Genomic DNA, 18,780 nt, shown 5'->3' on the forward strand with positions numbered 1-18,780 from the left:
TCAATGACGAATCAGGCTTTCTTGGCTGCCGCTTCCGCCGGCTCTTTAGTCCTGCGGGGTTTTGCCATCCGCTCGGAGATCCCTTCCGCACAGATGTTGTGAACGACTCGCATCGCGAGATCGTCCATCTCCGCAACGAGAGCATCAACTCTCCCGCACAGGTACATGTAGGAGACCAGGCATGGAATCGCGATGATCAGTCCCGCCGCGGTTGTGACAAGCGCGAGTGCAATTCCAGAGGCCAGTTGCTCTGTCTGTCCCATCGCCCCCGCCTCAGCGATCTTATTAAAGGACTCCAACACGCCCCACACGGTCCCTAGTAACCCCATCAGAGGGGAAATTGTCGCAATCCCATTGATGACTCGAAGATGCTTCTGGAGCGCGGAGACCTGACGTTCCCCTCCATCAATCATCGCCTGCTCGACTTCGACGCTGGATTTCCCCCATTTTCGCACCCCATGTGCGAACACCAGTGCCACTGGGCTCCCGTTTTCTTCACAGATCTGCAGCGCTTCATCGCGATTCAGTTCGCCATCTTCAATGAGCTTCATGAACCGCTGCACGAACGGCTTGGGAATCACTCGACCACGTCGGAGAACCACAATTCGTTCCGTGGTGAACCAGATTGCGACGAGCGTCAACAGTCCGAAGGGAATTGCAAAATAACTCAACGACTGGACTAATTGCAGAATGATCGCCGCGGGAGAAGCCCCGGGCTTGATCACCATGTTTTTCACGTTGGGATCAGCAGGCACATCTGCCGCTGCATCTGAAGGTGCCTGAGCAATATCATTCGTATTCTGCGTTGTGGCCGGATCTCCCAGAGTGATCCCCTGTGCATCAGCATTCGAGCTGAGCATCAACATGCTGAACATGCACAGAGACCAGATAAAAAATCGAAAATCCATAGTACCTATTTTCTGTGGGGTGCCCCCGCTGCGCGGCATTCAAACCCAGTGAATCCCGTGCGAATTCAGTCTTCGTCTGTCCAACCGGACAGCTCATATTCAACGTCCGCTTCCCAGAAAATCAGGTCAACTGGCGGGAGTAGATGGATCTACTTTCCAGTAGCTGCGTTGATTTCCTCGATTCTTCTGGTGGCCATCTCAGCGTATTCACTTTCGGGAAACTCGGCAATGAGCTTGCGATATGTATCCAGCGCCTGAGGAAACTGCTTGAGCGAAACATCGCACGCTGCAGCCTGATACAAAGCAGCTGGTTGATATGTGAGAGACTTATAGCCGGCGTACACTTTGTAATACTCGCGCAGAGCGACTTGCAGGTTGTTTTCTTTCAAGAAGGACTCTGCAACGCGAAACTGTGCTTCAGCCGCTGCTTCACTGCCACGACTCTGTTCGGAATTGATGATCCGCATGTACGCAGCCCTCGCCTCAGGAAACTTGGCCTGATTCTCGAGTCCACGACCGAGAATGGAGTCTGCCCGATACAGCAACGGGGAATCAGGCGCCCGCTTCTTCAGATCAGCAATCGTGGCCTCGCTTGTCGCGTAGTCTTTTAACCAGAATTGACTTTCAGCCAGCAGCAACCAGACCTCCGCCCACCACACTGGAGCCTTCTCGAAGTTCTGCGAAATCTCCTCACTCACCTGACTGAAAATCGCGGATGATTCCGCATATTTCTTGAGCTTCAAGTCTGCTTCACCACTCCGGAATTTGGCGTAAAGCGACTGACTTTGATTTGGAAATCGAGCGATGTACTGGTTTGAATACTGCTTGACTGCTTCCCAATTTTCCGTTTCAGCGTAAAGATCGAGCAAATGGGTCAGTGCTCTCTGTCGAACAAAATCATCTGCGTTATCAAGTTCCGCCAGCTTCTGGAAAGCGGCGAGCGCTTCATCCCGCTGATTCCCGAATCGAAGGCTTTCAGCAAGAATCAATCGTGCATCATCAGACAACGGGCTGGCGGGGCATTCAGAAATCAACAAGGTGTAGATTTCATCGGAACGCGTGAAATTCTTGGCGTTGTAGTTGAGATCCGCCCATTCATTAATGAGAAGATCCAATTCAGTGCGAGCCGATTCTGGCTGCGTTTTCAATTCACGGTATGCCGCTTCGTAGAGCTTATCTGACTCGACCGTTTGCATCAGTTCACGGCTGACGCGAGCCCCCGCCTTCGCAAGCCGGTACGCATTCAGCCCGATGGCCGCTTGATCAGAGGTCAATGGAAGGGTCTGACTCGCCTGCGAAAAACTTCCCACCCCAGCCTCGAAAACGTTCAGCGCCTCACCGGCTTTCCCTGCATGTTGCAATGAAAGTGCCTGCATATAGGTTGCGTGAGATCGAAGTAGTTCATCAACTCCCGGCGAGGTCGCGAGTTTTCCAAAAGATTCCGCAGACTTCTGGAACTCCTTTAACTCGAACTGAGAATGTGCGACGCCGGACATCGCTGAATAGGCGGAAGACTTGCCTTCATTCTTCGCAATCACACGCTCAAAACAAGCAATCGCAATTGACCAGATTTGCTGATTGAACGCCTGGTCCCCGGCACGCAACGCAGCGACCGAGTACTGCTTGTCATTTGGATCCGCCTTGGAGAACTCGTCCAGTGCGGCATTGAGCAGATCCCACTTTTTTGATTCCACAATGACTTTGATGAGCCCAGTGAAACCGATCAGTTTGTCTTCTTCCGTGAGCGGTTGTGCGAGCAGCTTTTGATAATCAGCGAGTGCTCCGACTGCATCTCCTGATCGCATCCTCGCATTAGCAAAGAGAATCTGTGCGTTGATGAGTTCTTGCGTTCCGTTTAATTCTTGCGAGTCGATAATCGGCTTCAGAGCCGCCATCACTTCGGAATGTTCTCCCAGCCGTTCTGAAATACGTGCCAGCTGAAATCGAGCGATGTTCTTTGTACGTTCAATCGTAGTGGTTTCAACCACTCGTTTGAGAACGACTCTCGCCTGCTCATAGGCTGATTTTGCAGCTTCGGTGGTTGTCCCTGCCGCATCCCCTTCTGCAATCAGAATTCGCCCCATCAGTAACTCTTGCATCAGCGAGAGTCCACCAGACGAATAACTCTTTTGAAACTGGTCGTTCAGAGCCTTCGCCTGAGTCAGTTCGCCAGACTGCAACGCGACTTCGCAAGCTGCCTGAATGGCGTCATCGGCCAAATCCCCGTTCGGCCACTTCTCGGGAATGCTGGCGAATGTCGCGATGGCTTTGGAAGGCTCTCCCTGTCGCGATTGCACGTCTCCTAACTGAAACGTCATTCTCTCAGCCATGTCCGAAGGAGGAAGTCGTTGCAGCCCGTCCGAAATTGTCGCCGCTGCTGCGGCAAAATCCCCGAGTGACTTTTGACTGAGAGCAATCCAATACGTGGCATCAGACGAAAGTGGAGATTCCACTGGGACCTGCTTGAGTTCAGCAATCGCCTCGGAGTACTTCGCGAGATAGTAGAGCGCGTAACCAGCATTGAGTCGTGCAGCGGGAATCAGCTGATGCCCCGGAGCCTGAGTGATCAACTTCTGAAACTCCGCATATGCCTGATCGAATTTTCTCTCGTCGAACAATCTCGCACCGAGACTGAATCGCGCTTCTGCACTTCGTGGGCTATCCGTTCGATTTGCAAGATTTTGCAGCATCTCCAGCGCTTCAGGTTTGCGATTCAATCCTTCGAGAGTCATGGCCAGACCGAAATAAGCATCTGACGTCAGTCGACCATTGGGGAAACGTTTGATCGCAGCATCAAAATTCGCTGCTGCCGCCTCATATTTTTTCAGACGAAGCTGTGATTCAGCAAGATAGACGTACGCCCACTCTGCAAGATCATGCTGATCGTAAGCCTTCAGAAACTCGGTGAGTTCAGCTTCGGCGGCGGCATAGTCATTGAGAAAGTAACTGCACTCACCCTTGCGATACATCGCCAATGGGCGGTCAGCGTGATCTGGAGCCTGTTGTAAAAACAGCTGAAACTGAACGCGAGCCTCCTGGAATTTTCGGAGGTGGACGAGAGATTGAGCCCAATAGATCCGCATCGCGACCGCACGTTCATCGCTCGGGTTCTTTTCGATGAACTCAGCACAGGCATCCGCAGCCAGATCCCATCGCTGTTGTTTGTAGAATTCAACAGCCACGTTGTAGTCAGTAACAGGATCCGCCATCAGCCCTTGCGGAAAGGCGAATAGCAGAAGCATGAACGTACAGAGACAGGAGAAGTATCGATCGATGCAGTGATGGCCAGCCAGATTCAAAATCTTCACTCGAATGAATCCTCGATGGTCAATGGCGATGCCTGTGCATCCATTCTCACAACATCGCAAATAATCTCTGAACACGACAAATCGAATCCCCCAACTTCCAACCAACTACGAAACGAACTCCATTCCGCTTCTGAAAGAGCACTGGAGATTGAGCTTGTCCGCAACACGAATTTGGCACGCCGGCGCGATGCGCAGCCGAATTCGGTCGCTTCGCTCAATTGTACACTATTTCCAGCTGAGGCAATCAATTTGCCCGGTAAGTCATTCGGTTTCAGAGAGAAGTGAAGGGTCGCGAGGACTGGGGAATCCGGGAGGGAAACGAACCGATCCGATGCCCAAGCAATTCATCTTACCCAGTTAGCATGTCCTGAAAATTCGACCAAATCTGATCAGCGGATCAGCCTGGGAGTGGTATAGACCCCATCACTCATACAGGAATCGGTCACCGCTGAATGCGTACTTCCTGCGGGAAGCACGCTGTGTCTGGCGTAAATGGCAGGTTGCACGTTGATGTAACGGACGGGTCCGCTGAGATTCACTTCTGTGACAACGACTCCGGCCCATCCGACTAGTTTGAACGAATGCGACATTCCGAGAACATCAGTCAACTTATTGACTGTCCCCGGGAGAGTCGCGTACAGCGGCATGATCCGAGGTTGCCCAATAATTGCTTTCAGATCTGCTTCGCAGGCCGTGGGAATTTCAAAATAGCCCTTCGCGTGAAATGGCATCCAAAGCTCTGTCGCATTGAGGTTCCCGGAGAGATTTCGGATGTCGTTTTCACTCAGCCCATTTCGTATCACTGAGTTCATCCGTTGGGCATTGGGGGAGGAGTCGCCACTCGAACCGGTTTCGAGAGAGATCATCAGACTGGGAACCCGCTGAACGGTTTGCAGCAGTGCTCCAAGAATTCCGAGCTTATTCGTGATGTGAAGTTGATCCGCGAGAAGGACGACTTCCAAAAGTCCATCTGGCCCCGCTGTCACAGTGGGCATTCCCCTTGCGTAGGTGTAGCCATCGAGGATGTTGACAGGAGAGCCAAGCACTGCGAGGGGAAGGTTGTTATTCAGCAGATTGAGAATGCCGTTTGACCCCAGCAGTCCGGAAAGAGTAATGCTGTCGAGATCGATCCCCAACGGCTGTAGTGTCACCGCGTTCAGCTCACTATTTGTGAATCTCAACGCATTCCAGATCGTAATGTCCATCGCGAACGGCAAGAGCTTGTCACCTGCACCGATTGCATAGCCACGATGAACTGCCGCGGATGCTGAACACTGAAATGTCTGAGTGGAACAACCCAGAAAAGGTGCGAACATCAGATTCAATGGACTATTGGCAAGGGCATCCTTCCTCACCGTGACTCGGCACGAATTCACGAAGGTATGACTTTTTGTTTGCAGGTGAAGGATCTGCAACAACCCATCCACCAGCGGAAGAGTGGGAGGTGGCCCCACTAAAATCCCTCTGTCGTATATAAAAAATGAAACATCCGAATCGAGGACTTCGATGGTTTGATTATTTCCACAGGCATTCGCCTGCCCGATTCGCTTCGATGCCGCAATCGCGGGGTCAAGTTGAAACCTTGGACGATAGGGCTGGTAGATTGGCAGTTGCAGCCCAAGAGGAAGTTTCAATGCCGTTTGTGGCAGCGGATTAGGGTACAATTCAGCCGCCGCCGCCAGCGCTGCTGCGTCTGCGCAATTTTGAGCTTCCGCACGCGACTTACAGAGATATCCAAGGTCAATCGCCATCCCGGCAAACCCCAACAGCATCGTCAGACACAAGGCCGCGATGGGAAGCACGACTCCTCGGTTTTCCGAATTTTTGGTCTGGACTGATTTGCGCATTTTGGTCCCCTTATGCCCCTGAATCATTTCAACGGTAGGTCCCGCAGCGCCACTGACGGCGAAATGGACCGGACTTCGATTCACCTGCAGAGGAATTTCTTGATGCAGCGAGTTTCCCACCAAGGAACAATGAGTTTGTACTCAAGCAGGAGTTTCAGGCTCGTGTCAGGTCTTTAACGCTTTAAAAAAAACGGCCACGCCAGCCAAAGAACGGTAATTGCAAACAATTATTCCGAATAAACTTGCATCGACTTCACCTCATATCACATGGACCGCGACGTCCTAAAAAACGGCTTAGACTGACGGACGAAATTCATGTCCAAATTGTGCGTTCAATTGAGAGTTGTCACTCAATGAGTGGGATCGCTCCCCTCATTACTGACTCGCTTCATCGCTACCTGTGGCGGAGCGAGTACCGAACCGATCTTGCGGCATTTCGGAGGAATCGGGTATCACCCCGACTTCCCACCTCCTTTCCACTCCAAAACTTGAGCTTGTTTTCAGATTTGCGACCGCAATTTTGAAGATTTCCTCGCTCATTTCCCGGACCCTAATGCCAACTCAACTCTCTCGTTCCTCAAAGGAGCGGATAATTATGATCCGAAAACTCTTTGAAGCACTGACTCCAGCGTTGCTGATTGTTGGTTTTATTTCTTTTGGGGACGTTCAGGCTGCTGAGCAATTTCCTTATCAGGCGGTTGTCGTTGGCGATAAGGTAGATGTGCGATGTGGACCTGGTGGAAACTTCTATGTCACCGGGATCGCCAAAGCGAATGAGCAGGTCACAGTACACCGCCACGATCATGGCGGCTGGTACATGATCTCTCCACCTTCAGGGAGTTTCAGCCTGATTGATGCAGCACTCATCACCCGAGACGCTGGGAATCGCGGGCAAGTCACATTGAATCCCGGAAGTAGTGAGACCAGCCGGGCGATCGTAAGAATCGGCAGCCAAGTTAGCAACGAAAACACCTTTTACGGACGCGAACTGTCTCACGGAGAAATCGTAACAATCCTTGGTGAAACGACGATCGCTGGCCCGAATGGTCCTCGTTCGATGTTAAAAATCGCGCCACCTGCCCAGGAATTTCGCTGGGTCAAAGGGGAATACCTTGTTCCGATGAGCAAGCAGATTCAACAACAACTTGCGGTCGACCCATACCAGATCCCCGTTCAGCATCGCCAGAGATATGTTCTGAGCACACCGACTGAAAAACTCGAGGGAATTGAACAGGTCAGCTATGCTCAAGCCGAGACTCCCAAACGGACTGCTGGTCTGATGGCACCGTCTACAGAACCTGTAACCGTGAATACGGTTTCCACAATTGAAACCTCGCGGATGCCCGCTCCAGATCAGGTCGTTCAATCAGCGCCAGCGATCAGTTCAGCTGAAAACGATCGAAAGAAACAGGACTTCGCTCGATTGGATCAGTTGGACAAATCCTTCCATGCCATGCTGGCGCAAGATCCAGCGAACTGGGATTTCGCAGAAATTGCCCGCGGGTATGAAGAACTCAAGCGAGTCGCGAACTCGCATGTGAGCTACATGGCGAACGAGCGGCTGGAATCTGTGAACAAACGGCAGGAAGTCGCGCAGCGATACAAACGATTCGTCCAGATCTCTGTAGAAACGTCGCAGCGTGATGCCCAGCTTCTCTCACAACGTCCCGGAGCCCAGTCAGCACAAACTCTCGAAGCTCCCGTAGTCTACCAAGGTGAAGGTGAAGCCTATCCAACAATGGTGGCAAACTCTGATCCGGGGATGAATCTCGGAATGACCACTGAAGGTTCAATCCCAGCGCCGACCTTGACGGTCCCCGTAGAACAAAGCTCCACTCCTCTCCCTAGCGGAGTCACTCCAGAGTTGAACGGCGCAGGAATCCTGCACCATGTTCAAGCCCCTCCCGGGTTCCCCAAGTATGTTCTCGTTTCTCCCGATGGTCGAATGCTGGCTTATGTCGAACCGGGAACAGGTGTCAATCTTGAGGCATGGGTCGGAAAACCGGCGGGGTTGATTGGAGCTCGTAACCGAGAAGAAAACTACGGAGCAGATCTGATCCGGGTGAATAAAGTGGTCCCGGTGAAACTGAGCAAGTAGACTTCCTGTCGCCCGTCGGGGCTGGAAAAATAACTCGCAATGCGAAACGGGCGGAGATCTTCAAGTGATCTCCGCCCGTTTCTTTATTGGATGATACCCATCTGAGTGGCAAAACCGTCTTACCAGCCTAGAACGCTGGCGAAAACGAGTGGTGCGACGATCGTTGCATCGGATTCGATGATGTACTTGGGAGTTTCTCCACCGAGTTTGCCCCAAGTGATTTTCTCATTGGGAACCGCGCCGGAATAGCTTCCGTAGCTTGTTGTGGAATCGCTGATCTGACAGAAATATCCCCACAACGGTACGTTGTCACGGAGAAGGTCCTGGTGCAGCATCGGGACGACGCAAATCGGAAAATCACCCGCGATCCCGCCGCCGATCTGGAACATCCCGATTGAGTGCTTCTTGGTTCGTTCGGTGTAGAATTCGGCGAGCCATGTCATGTACTCGATGCCGGTGCGGACCGTATGAACGTTTCTGACGTCCCCACGAATCACTGCTGCGGAATACATATTTCCGAGTGTCGAGTCTTCCCAACCCGGAACGATCATCGGCAGATTCTTTTCTGCTGCTGCCAGCATCCAGGAGTCTTTCGGGTCGATCTGATAGTGTTCCTGATATTTGCCGCTGAGAAGAACCTGATAAAGGAATTCATGTGGAAAATAGCGTTCGCCAGCCTTGTCTGCTTTCATCCAGACTTCGAGCATCGCGGATTCGATGCGACGCATTGCTTCCCCTTCCGGGATGCATGTGTCCGTAACGCGATTCAGATGTCTGTTAAGGAGATCGACCTCTTCCTGAGTGGAAAGTGTGCGATAGTGCGGGACCCGTTCATAGAAATCGTGAGCAACGAGGTTGAACACGTCTTCTTCAAGATTGGCCCCTGTCGAGGAGATGAGGTGAACTTTGTCCTGCCGAATCATTTCAGCGAGTGACAACCCCAACTCTGCGGTGCTCATGGCACCAGCGAGTGTCAGCATCATCTGCCCCCCCGCTTCAAGATGTGCAGAATAACCATCTGCAGCATCGATCAACGCGGCGGCATTAAAGTGTCGGTAATGATGACGAATAAAGGCGGAAACCGGTCCGCGAGGCGCTGATTTCTGATTCATGAATCGTGCGTCCGAAAATCCGATTCGAGTGAAACTTCAAATCTGCAATGAGTTGTATTGGGTGTCAGCTCGTCATGAATCGCATAAACGGCCATTCAAATAAAGCAGAACATCCCCCATTACAGGAGTAGTTGCACTACAGGGCAACAACTAACCAAGGTGATTGACGCCCCGAACTGGGGCATTTTAGACGATCTTGCAGCGAATTGATAAGGGTTCACAAATACATGTGTGCAAAAAGCACAGAAACCCGAAACTTCGCGGATGCGATCATATGCATTAGAAGTTGCAAGGCGCAGAGTTGCTACCCTCGGGCATGCAGGATTTTGATTCTGCTGGATGAAAGTCCATTTAGACCATCAATAGTGACCTTAATGGGGCTTTTATTTCCCAAATTTTCATCCAACAGATCAAACGCGATCCCAACAAATCAAACAACCCGGATTTAACCGAAAATTTGATCAGAATTCGCCGACAATTTCTCCTCCATTTCGAGTGGCGATTGCTTTCCAGATCTGGATGCTGACGCTGTCGCCGACAAACCGAACCGCTCCGTCACACATCAGCAGATTGACTCCCCCCGTGTGCCGACTTCGAGCAGCAGTTAAACCGTAATTGTGACTGCCGTTGCCGCAATCAAACTGCTTGGAATTCGGTCCATAGTGATGGTTGTAAAGCGTGTCCCCGAAATGGCCGTTCATCCATTTCGCACCCCGATTTCCGGACCAAACACCGCTGGAGGCAGTCGCGATACAAGCTTCGTCCGTCGTCGGCGTTGCGCCCGTCAGTTCGAGGACATAATCTGCGGGATTCCCGGGGATTACCCCTGCCGCAGGAATCACCGAGCCCGGGCCGAGAGTGTGCTCCGAGAAGGCGACCGTGTTTGACAATCCATCAGTCACATCTCGAAACCGCACGCTGCTGGCGTCGTACATCACTCCATTCCCCGAACGAATGAAATTTGCCGTTGGAGGAGACCCGCTCCCTGTGTTCGCGACGTAGTTCGTTGGACCGAAGACCATCCCAGAAACTTGTCCAAAATCACTCGGGCAAAGATAGAGAGGAATTTTGACTCTCGCAGCCTTTTCGTTTTGGTCATCCGGATTGGTCGGTGGCTCCGTAAAACGAGGGCGTATATTGAAGTCAATCAGATTGTAAAGTGATGCACTTTCCAGATAGGGCAAGATATGAGCCTGTACCGAAAAGACCATCGGGAAGCCGCAACGGCCCGGAGGAAATACGGTGTGAGACGATTCGTAGTTGTGAATCGCCAGTCCAATTTGCTTCAAATTGTTTTTGCATTGCGATCGTCTGGCAGCCTCGCGGGCTTGCTGGACTGCTGGTAGCAGCAATGCAATCAGCACCGCGATGATCGCAATGACGACAAGCAACTCAATGAGTGTAAAGGCGGCCTTTCGACTGCCGACTTTTGTTATTGAACAAGACATAAGAGTTAATCCTGATCGAATTCACCGCGCAGCGGCGAACGAGTCCACGGAAGAGAACGAGTGGCGGACCAGACTGATGCCCCCCTCCCGCGACTCGATAACAGCGCGCAGGGGAATACACACAGACGGACTTCGCCAGTCCAGAACTTCAAGCAGAACGGACGCGTGGAGGAGGTGTGGCAGGTTCGCGAGTGATTCCCACGAATTGCAGCGAAGCGGGAACAGACAGGAATTCAACCTGCATATCACCGTTCAGCGATGTTGCAGAAACGATGAGCCGAGGATCGAGATTGAGTGCGAACCCGGAATCGGTGGGACGACCGCAATGACAGTCGCTGACCACTACGGTTTCCGTCTTCTTCGCACAGCAACTCTTCGAACGGGATTCAGGAGGACTCTTCTTGGCACAACAGGATGCCCGACTTTTCACTGGGGGAGATTTCAATTTCGCTGCACAGCAGCCACCTGCCCCCGAGTCCTGTCTGCCAGCCAGAGCAGAATTGATGCAACAGCAAGTTCCATTTGCTTTTGATTCCGAAGCGCACTGGCAACCTCCTCGAATGCTTCCAGCCCCAACCGGTGCCCCGAAGATCCCCAGACAATACACGAGGACCATGAGACAAGCCGTCAATCTTCGGGCGTGCCGCTGCGTAGGTCGGATGATAGTGAGGAGTTCACTCATTTTGATTGAGCCGCTATACACTTCAATCTACACAACCTCCAATCAGGAATCACTCATCTACAGGAAATTCCCGATTTAATCCGGAGTGTCCTTCAAATTGAGAATGTAATGTGGAGTGTGCTGCTGCGGCGAAAACGAAAAACAATCAAAGCCTACATCGTTGATGCCTCTCAACGGTCCCAAATCTACGAAGAGAAAGAAGACCTACCCTCTCAAATTCGCTCAATTTGAGTTACGTTGTTGACCAGCAAGCCGACCTCCGATTCCGGGAGTTAAAGAGTGAACTCAACTTCTCCATCTGACAACCCGATGCAAAACTCCATTCATCTCGCCAGATTGAGCCTTTGGGACGTCGTCAACCTGATCATCGGTATCGTCGTAGGGGTCTCCATTTTCAAGGTACCTGGACTCGTGATGGAAATGTCAGGGACTCCATCTCTCGGTCTGGCGATGTGGGTTCTCGGAGGGGTTCTCGCGTTATCTGGCGCTTTATGTTACGCGGAACTGGCAGCGACCTATCCACGTTTTGGAGCGGAGTACGTTTACCTGCACGAAGCCTTTGGTTTTCGAGTCGCCTTTCTGTTCGGCTGGCTGCAGACATTTGCGATCCTTCCAACGAGCATGGGAGCAATGGCCTTCGTCTTCGCTGATTATGCAACATCGATTGACGCAGGGTTGCTGAAATATCAGGGCCTCATTGCAGTCGGTTCCATCCTGCTACTAACCACATTACAGATGTTCGGGTTCCAGGTAGGAAGAATCAGTCAGAACATTCTGACCACTTTAAAAGTGATTTCAGTGAGCGCATTGATCCTCTGCGGACTCTTTTTCTCAGGGGCGACCGAAGCGTTTACTCCCGGCGCCAGTGAGACAGCGAGAGGTGCTCCCTCTCTGTCGAGCATGGGATTGGCTTTGGTGTTTGTGCTGTATGCCTACGGAGGCTGGAGCGATGTCACCTGCCTGACTCCAGAAGTCCGAGATTGCCGCAAAACTGTTCCACGTGCACTTATTCTCGGGCTACTGCTCATTTGCGGGCTGTATCTACTGCTGAATTTCGCTTACCTCAGAACTCTCGGCTACGAGGGCCTGGTGAACGCCAAAGCGCCGGCAGCAGAGTTGATCCGTGGGACATTAGGAGACAGATTTTCGTTTGGAATGAGCCTGATCGTGATGACAAGTGCGCTCGGAGCGATGAACGGGATGGTCTTTGCAGGTTGCCGCTTACTCAACGCGGTGGGGACCGATGTGCCGATGTTTCGTAAATGGAGCATCTGGACGGTCAGTGGGGCTCCCATTTGGGGACTGTTGACGTTATCAGTGATCTCGGTTGCACTCACTTCACTTGTCGCCACAACTCCCGGACAGCAGTTACTCGAGAAGTCGTTCGAAATCATTCACTACCCGCGACCAGATTGGGAGAAGTTTGGAGGAGGATTTGAGCTTCTCGTTGCTGCCAGCGCCCCGATCTTTTGGGTCTTCTTCGCACTCTCTGGAGTTGCGTTGATCGTCCTGCGAATCCGTTCACCCCAGCAGGAGCGACCATTTCAGGCTCCGCTCTACCCGTTCACTCCGATTGTCTTCACCATGACAGCCGCCTACATGTTCTGGAGTAGCGTGCAATACGCTGGAAACGTCACGGTGATCATGACGCCAATTTTCCTGTTGGGACTGTTGGTGTCGTTGTTCTGCAAAGCCCCCAAGCCTGACAGTCAGATTCCAAGCAACCAATAACCATTGCGAAATCGCATCTGGGTGATCCGGGAGTCGACCAGATTGGACCGCTAAGATCCTGAAGACTCGAAAGCAGCCCTCAATCCGTCAGAGACGCAGGCGCATGTCAGTCGGCGTGATGCGGCCGAGCGCGACCGCTCTAGAAACGTGAACCCACAGCGTCGAGCCAGACTTCTCGAGCTGTGACCTAGCCCCTGTCTCAGGGAGGGCGTGGCGGCGAATGGTGGCGAAACTCGTTCAAACGCTGCGTTTCTCGCCTCCGAAACGCCTCACTCTCGTGAGAGACGCTCTAGACAGACCGATCCCGTTACCAACCGAGAGACATGTTGGTCTCAATCGTTTTCTGAGCTTCCAGAAGGTCCACACCGGTTTCGTGCATGTAAAGTCGAATCGCGTGGACCTTGTCACCCGATGCTTTCGCCAGGCAATCGCGAGCGGTATCGCAGGGATCCGCGACAGTTTCCAATCCCAAGAGTCGCTTCGAAATCACCCAGACGTCTCGAGGACGGCGTGTCACCCGGGTAATTTCTTCTTCCGGATAGTGTTCATGGGCGAAGCTGCGCGCTTCTTCATCGTTTTCCGCCCAGCCAATCATAATGTGAGCGCTGGTTTCGATTTCGAACAATGGCATCGGAATCACTCCTGTCTGGTACGGCTATGCAAAGCGGACCGCTGATTGACAATCCCGTCGAGAAATAGTTCGGATGTACCGGCCCAATTTCAACTGCTTCCGACAGACTCTTCGATTCTGACGGAAGCAGACGATTTGAAAAGTACCTTTACATCGCAACTCGACGAATTTCGTCCAGAGAAGTCACACCTTTCACAACAAGTCTAAGCCCTTCCTCAGACATGTACAACATCCCATTCTTCCGTGCTTCATTTCTGACGGACGACATCGTGGAGTTATCGCGAACCAGATCCTTGATTCGATCGTTCAGAGTGAGCAGTTCGTATACCCCGACACGACCGTAATATCCCGTCCCGCTGCACTTGGTACAGGTGTTCTCTTTCCCCGTCGGCGGTCGGAAGAACTCTTTCACTTTGCCCACCGGCAGCCCCAGAGATTTCAGCAAATCTGGCGTCGGCGCGTAAGATTCCTTGCAGTTCGGACAGAGTCTTCTGGCCAGTCGTTGTGCGAGAATCGCAGAAATTGCAGTCGACAACATGAAGGGTTCGACTTTTAAGTCGAGTAAGCGATAAAGCGCTGTCAGCGAGTCGTTGGCATGGACTGTTGAAAACACCATGTGTCCAGTATTCGCAGCCTGGCAGGCGATCTTGGCGGTCTCTTCATCACGAATTTCCCCAATCATCACCACGTCTGGATCTTGGCGAAGAATGCTGCGAAGCGACTGCGCGAATGTCGTCCCCCCCTTCGTGTTGATTTCAATCTGCGTCACATTCGGCATCTTGTATTCAACAGGGTCTTCGACGGTGATGATATTCTTCTCGTAAGCGTCCAGTTCGTTGATCGCGGTGTAGAGAGTTGTTGATTTCCCCGCCCCCGTTGGTCCACAGACGAGCAACAATCCGTGTGGCTGATTGATCACCTCGATCAGTTTATCCTGAACCGCTTTCCGCATCCCCAAGTCGACCATCTTGCTGACCGAGTTGGACTGGTCAAGAATTCGCATACTGACTTTTTCGCCATGCCGCGTCCCTTGGGAGGCAACACGGAAGTCAATCTCGCGACCATCGACAACGGCCGCGAAGCTTCCGTCCTGCGAGCGGCGTCTCTCAGTGATGTCCATTGCGCACAACACCTTGATGATGTTCGTGATCGCTTCACCAGTTGCACGATCGAACGGCTCAGCAGGGAACATCACCCCGTCGATACGCAGGCGGACTGCGAGTTCAGTCTCTTTTGGTTCAAGGTGAATATCAGTGGCTCGCCGCATCAATGCGTCGTACACCAATTCCTTCGCGCCGACATAGCCCTTCGATGACTCGACCTGCTTGGAGCGACTCGCATCTTTTTGGCCTGTTCTGGACTTCCCGAGAAACTCGATCGGCGGGCCCGTTGTGGGATCGACTCTGTCCGTACGATTGAACCGGATCCCGAGTTTCGCGAGTTGTCGACGCGCCCAGTTTTCCAGATGAGCCGGGGTCATGACCCGACGTGCTTCAGGGACAACCTGATTCCGCTCCCAGACATAAATTCCGAGCGGGCATCCCATCGCGAGCGCGAATCCACCGACTCCAAAAAAGAAGGTTGGGAAGCAAAGCATGAGCAGCAATGCTAACACTCCTCCTCCCAACATCAGGCTGTTCCAGAATTCGGGACGCACCTTCAGCCCACGGCTATCTTCGTGAACCCAGTTCGAATAGTGCAGCCAGAACGCAAACAGTCCAATTAAAAAGACAACTTTCCAATCTGCCAGATATCGCCCCGCCTGTGGAGGGGCATTCACCTGAAGATTCGGATGATCTCCTCGAGAAGGAACGGCGTTGCCCCGAACAAACGGATCGAGCGAGGTTGGATATTTCAGAGTCGATGAAAATGATGGGGCAGGGACTGCAGCACCAGTTGGTGGAGTTCCCGGAGTCGATCCTCCGGGTGCATTCCCTGCTCCCCCCGCCTGCGGTGGCGGAGGTCCCTGCGCGAACCCAACGTCCGGCACGATGATCGCATTGGCAACCTGCGTCCCGACCAGAAGGAGTAGAAAAAAGGTGGATGCATGGGATCTGGTGGAATTCACAATCACTGCCTGAACCTGAGGTAAGAGACCCTGAAAACCAGTAACGATCTGCTTTGACAGCTTGCGAAACTGAACTACAGAATCGCCGGAGCTTTCACCTGAATTCCCTTGAGCATCATTTTCAACTCTTCCACGTTCGGGGAAATTTCGAACGCGTCACCTCGGCTGATTAACTCACGCTGCACGAATGAATACAGGGAATCGTTGAAGACCTGCATCCCCTCGTCTTTTCCGATACGAATCCCCGCAGAGAGCTTTTCGTCCATCGATTCAAGCACCAACTTACGAATCGTCGGATTGAAAATCATGATCTCCACGATCGGCACTCGCGATGGCTTGTCCACAATCGTCTTCAAGAGCTTTTGCCCGACGATCGCTTTCATGTTCATCGCCATACTCGCACGAATCGCGCTGTGCATGTTCTGTGGGAACAGGTCCAGAATACGCTGAATCGTTCCCGGAGCACTTGAAGCATGAATCGTCCCGTACACCAAGTGTCCAGTTTCAGCCGCGTGAATCGCTGTCTCGAACGTTTCCTGGTCTCGCATTTCTCCCACGAGAATAATGTCGGGGTCTTCTCGCACCGCGTGTTTCATCGCGATATGGAAGTCGACAACGTCCATCCCCACTTCACGCTGATTGATGAGACATTTGTCTGCGGTGTAAACGAATTCGATCGGGTCTTCGATCGTCAGGATATGCTTACGGTAATTCTGGTTGATCCAGTTCAACATCGACGCAATGGTGGTCGACTTTCCTGAACCGGTCACCCCTGCAAGGAGGACCATCCCCTGATCGTATTTACAGAGGTCTTCCATGATGGGGGGAAGATACAGCCCCTCAAATGGCGGGATTGATTGCTCAACTTTTCGAGCCACCATTCCGGGCTTGCCCAACTGTTTAAAGAGATTCACACGAAAACGCCAGTTGCGTCCTTCGTGCGGCACGATGTGAGCAAAGTCAGCGCCTCCATCATGCTCCATAATTCGTTTGTTGCGGTCGTCCATCGCCTCATAGAACATCGCCCAGAGTTGTTCTTCGGAGATCGCAGGCATACTCAGCTCGCGGATTTCTCCTTTTACGCGGAGCATCGCTGGCTTGTCTGTCTGAAGATGTAAGTCCGACGCACCATGCTTGATCTGAAGCCGGAACAACTTGTTGATTTCCGGCTCTGGTTTGTTTTTATTGGCGACCGGTGGCCCCATAATTTCAGCAGGTGGTCCAGCGGGGGCAGCAGGCTTAGAAGATGACATGGCTGATCCTGAAATCGAAGCGTTGGGAATCGCTGAACGAACCTAAGACGGGCTGTGCGTACACGTAAGCATTCGCAGTGAACAGTCTAACAACGTTTTAGAATGCGACAACACGAGCAGAGTCCTGCCAAATTCCCGAATGCACAAAAATCATGACTCAATCTTCTTGACTCAGACCATGTCCAGATGAATTCGTTGAAGTGGATTGTCGTCAAAGTTGATCCCGATTATTTCTTTTCTGAGTCATGTTTGCTTCACCGAGAGCTTCTGCGTCAGTTTCCGAGTGTTCATGGAGGAGAGAAAATGCGGGACCGATTCTTCCCATTCTTCGTTATTGCAGCGATTCTGACATCCACCACACCAGCAATTTCCGGCGACTGGCCGCAAATCCTTGGCCCGAATCGCAATGGAATCGCAGAAGACGAAAAGCTCGCCCCAGGCTGGCCAAGATCGGGACCGCCTGTGCTTTGGAAGAAATCGGTCGGCAGTGGCTACGCAGGCCTGGCTGCGGTAGGTAAGCGAGCCTGCCTTTTCCATCGCATTCAGGATGAAGAAGTCATCGAATGCCTCGACATGGCGGATGGTAAAACACTCTGGAGTGATGCCTCGCCGACAACCTTTTACCCGCAAGTTGGCGGAGGAGACGGCCCTCTGTGCGTGCCGGTGATTCACGAGGATTTCGTCATCACTTATGGAGCTCAAGGGCTTCTAACGTGCCTGAATTTCACGACAGGTCAGAGAATCTGGCAACGAGATACCCATCAGGATTTCAATGCTCTCGAGGGGTATTTCGGTGCAGGGAGCTGCCCAATCGTGGTCGGCGACCGTGTGATCGTCAACGTTGGGGGCAGGAAATCAAACGGAGGAATTGTTGCGTTCTCTTTGCAAACCGGCGAGACGGTCTGGAACATGTCCAACGAGCCTGCCAGCTACTCATCACCTGTTGCTGTCGAGATTAACGGCGAAAAACTGGTGATGATGGTCACCCGGTATCAGTGCCAGCTTTTCGACGCAAAAACCGGGACAATCCTGTTTAAATTCCCATTCGGCCAGCGCGGGCCAACAGTGAATGGAGCCTGCCCCGTGGTGATAGGCGACCGCCTACTGGTGACATCCAGTTATGGAATTGGCGCAGTTTACGGTCAATTCGATCTCTTTGGGTTTCAGAAGGTGTTTGACGGTGAAACGCCGCTCGCGACGCAGTACTGCACCCCGATCGTTGTTGACGGTTTTGCCTACGTCATCGACGGGAGAGATGACGCGCCACCCGCCGATCTTAAGTGCATTGAGCTCGCTGGGTTAAAATCGAAGTCACGTAGTTCGGAAGAGCCGGCCAATAATGCAGCCAGTAGGACTCCGTTGAAGTGGATTGAGCATAATTTCGGTTACGGAACCCTGCTGTTTGCAGACAACAAACTGATCATCGTGAAAACGAACGGCGAACTCCTGCTGGTCAACCCGAACCCAGATTCGTTCGCATTGGTCTCCAAGTGTCAACCACTCAACGGGGTTGTCCGAGCGTTGCCGGCGCTTTCCAATGGACTCCTGTTGATGCGTAACGAAAAGCAACTGATGTGCTTAGACCTACGAAAAGGGTTGTGAGGGTGACGCCAGAATTCCCTGTGTCATCGGCACGAGAACCCCTTGAATTAGTGAACTGGGACAACTCGTTGAATCGATGTTGCAATTTGCAG

12 protein-coding genes are annotated in these 18,780 nt (G+C 52.4%); 3 read left to right on the plus strand and 9 right to left on the minus strand.

The genetic code is table 11. The annotated features are described in order from the left end of the window. Positions 1-11: 11 nt before the first annotated feature. The 3 genes from SH668x_RS15430 to SH668x_RS15440 form a co-directional block, all read right to left on the minus strand. On the minus strand, positions 12-908 hold the full coding sequence (locus SH668x_RS15430; RefSeq protein ID WP_437185959.1) for a MotA/TolQ/ExbB proton channel family protein: 897 nt from the start codon (positions 906-908) through the stop codon (positions 12-14). 149 nt (positions 909-1,057) lie between these two features. After that, the gene (locus tag SH668x_RS15435; RefSeq protein WP_437185960.1) at positions 1,058-4,216 is read right to left on the minus strand and encodes a tetratricopeptide repeat protein; all 3,159 of its coding nucleotides are present in this window, start codon (positions 4,214-4,216) and stop codon (positions 1,058-1,060) included. Positions 4,217-4,605: 389 nt separating this feature from the next. Then, positions 4,606-6,063, minus strand: coding sequence for a pilus assembly protein TadG-related protein (locus SH668x_RS15440; protein ID WP_437185961.1), 1,458 nt, complete (start codon positions 6,061-6,063; stop codon positions 4,606-4,608). A gap of 595 nt (positions 6,064-6,658) precedes the next feature. Between SH668x_RS15440 and SH668x_RS15445 the strand changes: the two genes are divergently transcribed. After that, the gene (locus SH668x_RS15445) at positions 6,659-8,161 is read left to right on the plus strand and encodes a hypothetical protein (protein WP_437185962.1); all 1,503 of its coding nucleotides are present in this window, start codon (positions 6,659-6,661) and stop codon (positions 8,159-8,161) included. 119 nt (positions 8,162-8,280) lie between these two features. Here SH668x_RS15445 and SH668x_RS15450 read toward each other — a convergent pair whose 3' ends face one another. From SH668x_RS15450 to SH668x_RS15460, 3 genes are all read right to left on the minus strand, one after another. Beyond that, the gene (locus tag SH668x_RS15450; RefSeq protein WP_437185963.1) at positions 8,281-9,273 is read right to left on the minus strand and encodes a deoxyhypusine synthase family protein; all 993 of its coding nucleotides are present in this window, start codon (positions 9,271-9,273) and stop codon (positions 8,281-8,283) included. Positions 9,274-9,734: 461 nt separating this feature from the next. After that, positions 9,735-10,721 (minus strand): DUF1559 family PulG-like putative transporter, encoded by a 987-nt coding sequence (locus tag SH668x_RS15455; RefSeq protein WP_437185964.1) that lies wholly within the window; start codon positions 10,719-10,721, stop codon positions 9,735-9,737. A 148-nt stretch (positions 10,722-10,869) separates the two neighbouring features. Beyond that, positions 10,870-11,337 carry a hypothetical protein gene (locus SH668x_RS15460; protein ID WP_437185965.1) on the minus strand — a complete coding sequence of 156 codons (468 nt, stop codon included), beginning with the start codon at positions 11,335-11,337 and terminating at the stop codon, positions 10,870-10,872. A 345-nt stretch (positions 11,338-11,682) separates the two neighbouring features. On the opposite strand from SH668x_RS15460, the gene SH668x_RS15465 reads away from it, so the two are divergent. After that, the gene (locus SH668x_RS15465) at positions 11,683-13,134 is read left to right on the plus strand and encodes an APC family permease (RefSeq protein WP_437185966.1); all 1,452 of its coding nucleotides are present in this window, start codon (positions 11,683-11,685) and stop codon (positions 13,132-13,134) included. A 307-nt stretch (positions 13,135-13,441) separates the two neighbouring features. Here the strand turns inward: SH668x_RS15465 and SH668x_RS15470 are convergent, their stop codons facing one another. The 3 genes from SH668x_RS15470 to SH668x_RS15480 all read right to left on the minus strand — a co-directional run bounded on the left by SH668x_RS15470 (position 13,442) and on the right by SH668x_RS15480 (position 17,086). Beyond that, entirely contained in the window at positions 13,442-13,765 is a 324-nt protein-coding gene (locus SH668x_RS15470) for a DUF6793 family protein (protein ID WP_437185967.1), read from the minus strand. A gap of 148 nt (positions 13,766-13,913) precedes the next feature. Then, the gene (locus tag SH668x_RS15475) at positions 13,914-15,833 is read right to left on the minus strand and encodes a GspE/PulE family protein (protein ID WP_437185968.1); all 1,920 of its coding nucleotides are present in this window, start codon (positions 15,831-15,833) and stop codon (positions 13,914-13,916) included. Positions 15,834-15,907: 74 nt separating this feature from the next. Continuing rightward, on the minus strand, positions 15,908-17,086 hold the full coding sequence (locus SH668x_RS15480; RefSeq protein WP_437185969.1) for a type IV pilus twitching motility protein PilT: 1,179 nt from the start codon (positions 17,084-17,086) through the stop codon (positions 15,908-15,910). A gap of 303 nt (positions 17,087-17,389) precedes the next feature. Between SH668x_RS15480 and SH668x_RS15485 the strand changes: the two genes are divergently transcribed. After that, positions 17,390-18,688: an outer membrane protein assembly factor BamB family protein gene (locus tag SH668x_RS15485; RefSeq protein WP_437185970.1), complete on the plus strand. Its 1,299-nt coding sequence runs from the start codon at positions 17,390-17,392 to the stop codon at positions 18,686-18,688. The last annotated feature ends 92 nt before the right edge of the window (positions 18,689-18,780 follow it).

The organism is Planctomicrobium mucosum (assembly GCF_051466335.1).
GTDB lineage: Bacteria > Planctomycetota > Planctomycetia > Planctomycetales > Planctomycetaceae > Planctomicrobium.